Origin of the sequence: Streptomyces sp. SID1328 (assembly GCF_009865595.1) — a bacterium.
GTDB lineage: Bacteria > Actinomycetota > Actinomycetes > Streptomycetales > Streptomycetaceae > Streptomyces > Streptomyces griseoluteus.
Window position 1 is genome coordinate 1 of the sequence record NZ_WWKH01000497.1, and the last position, 4185, is coordinate 4185.

Here is a 4185-nt window from a genome sequence, read left to right on the forward strand (position 1 = left end):
CGCGGGCACCGCCCGCCCGGCGCGCCGCCAGGCCACGATCCGGTCGGCCAGGAAGCGCAGCTCCTCCCGGTAGGGCAGTGCGTCCGGAGTACGCAGCAGGGTCCGGGAGAGCAGCCGGGCGGCCCACCAGGACGCGGGGTCGAGATCGAGGGCGTCGGCCAGCTCCCGCAGCCGGAAGGCGAGTTGACGAGGTCCGTGACGGCGCCCGAGGAGCAGCAGGGCTTGCACCACGGGTCCGATCCGGTGGTGGGGCACCGGCATCGCCCCGGACGGCCGCTCGGCGCGTGGGCGGTGGACCAGGACGTGCAGCGCCTCGTCCAGGTCGAGATGCGTGCCCTGCACCCAGTCCGCGAACTCCTCGTGCGCGAACCGGTATCCCCGCCCGGAGCGGACCAGCAGCCCCTCGTCCAGGACGGCCGACGCCCACCCGGTGCCGCCACCGAGCCGGGCCGGGGCGCGCCCGGGCGGGAAGAGGGCCACGAAGCTCTCCCGTTCCAGCAGGCCCTGCCCGTGCCCGAGCGCACGCCGGGCGGCCTCGTGCACCTGCCCGGCGACCCGGGTGGCGAGGCGTCGTACGGCGGCGGCGCCGAGCCCGTTGGCGGCGGCGATCCGCTCGGCGATGCGGAGGCACGTCAGGTCGAGGTGGGCGGCGAAGACGTCGTGCCGGTGCAGCGGGTGCGGGGGCGTGTCGAGCGGCAGCTCGGACAGCAGGCGCAGGGCGAGCGGGTGCCGGCCGTCGGCGTCGGAGAGGGCGCCCTCGGGGACGCCGTACCGGGAGCGGGCGGTACGGGCCTCCTTGCGGGTGAGCCCGGTCAGGCGCAGGCGCGCGGGGAACTCCTCGGCGACGCTCTCCCAGAACTCCTCCCCGCAGGCCAGCACCAGCCGGGTCCCCGTGGTCCGCAGCCACGCGACGGTCTTTCTGGCCCACTCGGGCAGCAGGGCGGGCGGCATCTCCTCGGGGGCGTCGAGACAGAGCAGCAGCGGGCGCCCCTCTCGCGCGGCGAGCGCGGCCAGCGGTTCGGGGTCGAGGTCACCGAGGTCGGCGGGGCGGGCCGGTCCGGATGCGGCGGCCACGGGCGCGGCCCGCTCCAGCGCGCGGCGGACGGCGTCGGCCACGGAGTCGTCGGTGTCCCTCAGGTCGGCCCCGCGCAGCCACAGCGTGGGAGCCGGGGCCTCGCCCTGCCGGCGCCGTCCGGCGAGTGCCGCCAGCTCGGTCGTACGGCCGCTGCCGGGGTCACCGGTGAGCGCGAGCACGGGGTGCGGACCCGCCATGTGGTCGGCCAACTCCCCTGCCACCGAGGCGCGTTCGACGATCCCGGGCAGCCCGGTGAGGGTGCCGGGCGGGCCGTCCTGGCTGACGGAGGCGGCGCAGAGCTGAATGACCCCGGCGAGGTTGAGGTCGATGCCGTAGGCCGGGACGGTGGTCGTGTTGCGGGCGAGCAGCGCGGTGAGCTCGGGGTCCGCCTCTTCGGCGGGGCGTACGGGAGCGGCGAAGGCGGAGTCCCGGCCGGGGGAGCGCAGAGAGGCGCCGAGGACGCCGAGGACCGTGCCGGTACGGGCGTCGAGCACGGGCCCGCCGGTGGTGCCTCCGCCGGACCGCAGCGCGTCGCGGGCTGCGGTGCCGAGTGCGAGTTCCAGCGCGTCGTCCAGCACCTGGCTGCGGTCCCCGACGGGACAGGCGGCCGGGGCGGCGGTGAGCACCCGCGCCTCGCGCCAGCCGCCGGCGGCGACCCGTACGTAGGTGCCCGCCTCGATCCGGTCGCGCACGGTCAGCGGCAGCGGGGCGACGCCCAGGTTCTCGGTACGGACGAGCGCCAGCCCGTGGCGCGGCAGCGGCACGACGGCCTCGGCATCGACCACGCGCGTGCGGTCGTCGGCGGCGCACAGCACGAGCCGGCCCGCGCCCTCGACGGCCTCGTGGCTGGTGAGCAGGGTGCCCTGGTGGTCGGCGAGGAAGCCGACGCCGCGCAGGCGTCCGGCGAGATCGCGGATCTGCACCAGGGCGTCCGTGCGCTCGCCCAAGCCGCCGCTCCCCGTTCGCGGCCCCTCTCCCGCCATCGTTCTGCCTCCCCAGCCGTGCACCCGCGTCTCACCTCGACGGTAGGCGGGCGATGATCACCGGAACAGGGCGCGGGGAGAAAGCGCCCCCTTCCACTCCCCCGGTTCACTCCGAGCGCCCGGCCGGACGGGTGAATCGGCGGTGCGGAGTGGATAGACCTCAGAGGTGGGGGAACCGAGGGGGGACCGTGGAGCGGCGGATGTGGCACGTACCCCGTGACCGCCGCTCCACGGGCACAAGACCTGCTCAGCCGAAGACGGCGAGGCTCTTGGCCTTGCCCTTCTGCTCCTCGACCAACGCGAGGAAGCGGCCCTCGGGGTCGAACACCGCGATGGGACCGGCGCCCGCGTACACCTCGGGCATCTCCAGCCGGACGCCGTTGAGCAGCAGCCTGCCCCGCTTGGCGTCCACGTCCCAGCGCGGGAACGCGGCGGAGGCGGCCTCCGCGACCGGCATCACGGTCAGCTCCGCCTGGAGCTGGTCCAGGGTCCGCGCGGAGTCCAGCTTGTACGGGCCGACCCGCGTCCGGCGCAGCGCCGTGAGGTGGCCGCCGACGCCCAGGTCGGCGCCCAGGTCGCGCGCGAGGGCGCGGATGTAGGTGCCGGAGGAGCACACCACGGAGACGACCAGGTCGAGCACGGGGGTGCCGTCCTCGGCGACCGCGTCGCGGACGTCGTACACCGTGAAGGAGGAGACGGTCACCGGGCGGGCCGGGATCTCGAAGTCCTCGCCCTCACGGGCCCGCTTGTAGGAGCGCACACCGTCGATCTTGATGGCGCTGACCTTGGACGGCACCTGCATGATGTCGCCGCTGAGCTTGGCGATCCCGGCGTCGATCGCCTCGCGGGTCACCTTGGACGCGTCCGTGGAGGAGGAGATCTCCCCCTCGGCGTCGTCGGTGAGGGTGTTCTGGCCGAGCCGGACGGTGCCCAGGTACTCCTTCTCGGTCAGGGCGAGGTGCCCGAGGAGCTTGGTGGCGCGCTCCAGACCGAGGACGAGGACACCGGTGGCCATGGGGTCGAGGGTGCCGGCGTGGCCGACGCGGCGGGTCCGGGCGATCCCGCGCATCTTGGCGACCACGTCGTGCGAGGTGAAGCCCGACGGCTTGTCCACGATGACAAGGCCGTCGGGCGGGGTGGGCTTGGCTGTCATTCTGCGGCGTCGTCCGTCTCGTCGTCGGACTCCGGCTTGCGGTACGGGTCCGCGCCACCGGCGTACGCGGCGCCCGAGGACGCCTCGCGCACCTGGGCGTCGGACTGCCGGGCCCGGTCGAGGAGGTCCTCGATGTTGCGGGCCGTGTCCGGCAGGGCGTCCGCGACGAAGGTCAGGGTCGGCGTGAACTTCACCCCGGCCGCGCGGCCGACCTCGGAGCGCAGGATGCCCTTGGCGCTCTCCAGGCCGGCGGCGACGGCCTGCCGCTCCTCGTCGTCGCCGTAGACCGTGTAGAAGACGGTCGCCTCCCGCAGGTCACCCGTGACCCGCGTGTCCGTGATGGTGACGTGCGAGCCGAGCCGCGGGTCCTTGATCCCACGCTGCAGCTTCTGGGCCACCACCTCCCGGATGAGGTCCGCCAGCCTTTTCGCCCGAGCGTTGTCGGCCACTGGTCCGTCTCCCGTTCTTTCTTCTTCTTCGCGTTTCTTCGGTCAGTCGTCGTCGCCGTGGAAGCGCCGTCGCACGGACAGCAGCTCCACTTCCGGGCGGGCGGCGACCAGCCGTTCGCACTGGTCCAGTACGTCGGTGAGGTGCGCCGCGTCGCCGGACACCGTGGCGAGGCCGATGAGCGCTCGCCGGTGCAGGTCCATGTGGTCCACCTCGGCCGCGCTCACGGAGTACTTCCGCTGGAGTTCGGCGACGATCGGGCGGACGACGGAGCGCTTCTCCTTCAGCGAGTGGACATCGCCGAGGAGGAGGTCGAAGGACAGAGTCCCCACGTACATGTGAAACCGGTTAACCCGCCGGTCCGGGATCGGTGGTCTAAGCACCGTACCGCTTACCCGCCGGTGGCTCGACAGGGTTTCCCCGCCACCGGGGGGTCCGCCCCCAGACCCCCGGCCCAAGCCCACCCGCCACCCGAGACTGTCGGCTGAACAGCCGACCGAGACGGGTGGGCGGGTGGGCAAAAGGAG

At 74.1% G+C, this 4185-nt stretch carries 4 protein-coding genes; all 4 read right to left on the reverse strand.

What is annotated here, in order from left to right:
- Nucleotides 1-2058 (reverse strand): serine protease (locus GT030_RS15640; RefSeq protein WP_237522480.1); only part of this gene is annotated, 2058 nt, incomplete at its 3' end.
- A 247-nt stretch (nt 2059-2305) separates the two neighbouring features.
- The gene (gene truB, locus GT030_RS15645) at nt 2306-3211 is read right to left on the reverse strand and encodes a tRNA pseudouridine(55) synthase TruB (protein ID WP_161201641.1); all 906 of its coding nucleotides are present in this window, start codon (nt 3209-3211) and stop codon (nt 2306-2308) included.
- A complete protein-coding gene (gene rbfA / locus GT030_RS15650; RefSeq protein WP_030817204.1) occupies nt 3208-3660 on the reverse strand; it encodes a 30S ribosome-binding factor RbfA in 453 nt (150 codons plus the stop codon). Before rbfA ends, truB begins: the two co-directional genes overlap by 4 nt.
- Before the next feature lie 42 nt (nt 3661-3702).
- Complete coding sequence (locus GT030_RS15655) at nt 3703-3996, reverse strand: DUF503 domain-containing protein (protein WP_030817206.1); 294 nt, start codon at nt 3994-3996, stop codon at nt 3703-3705.
- Nucleotides 3997-4185 lie beyond the last annotated feature (189 nt).

Coding starts and splice junctions, on each gene's coding strand:
- truB (WP_161201641.1), bottom strand. CDS start 3,211: ATGACAGCCAAGCCCACCCCGCCCGACGGCCTTGTCATCGTGGACAAG.
- GT030_RS15655 (WP_030817206.1), bottom strand. CDS start 3,996: ATGTACGTGGGGACTCTGTCCTTCGACCTCCTCCTCGGCGATGTCCAC.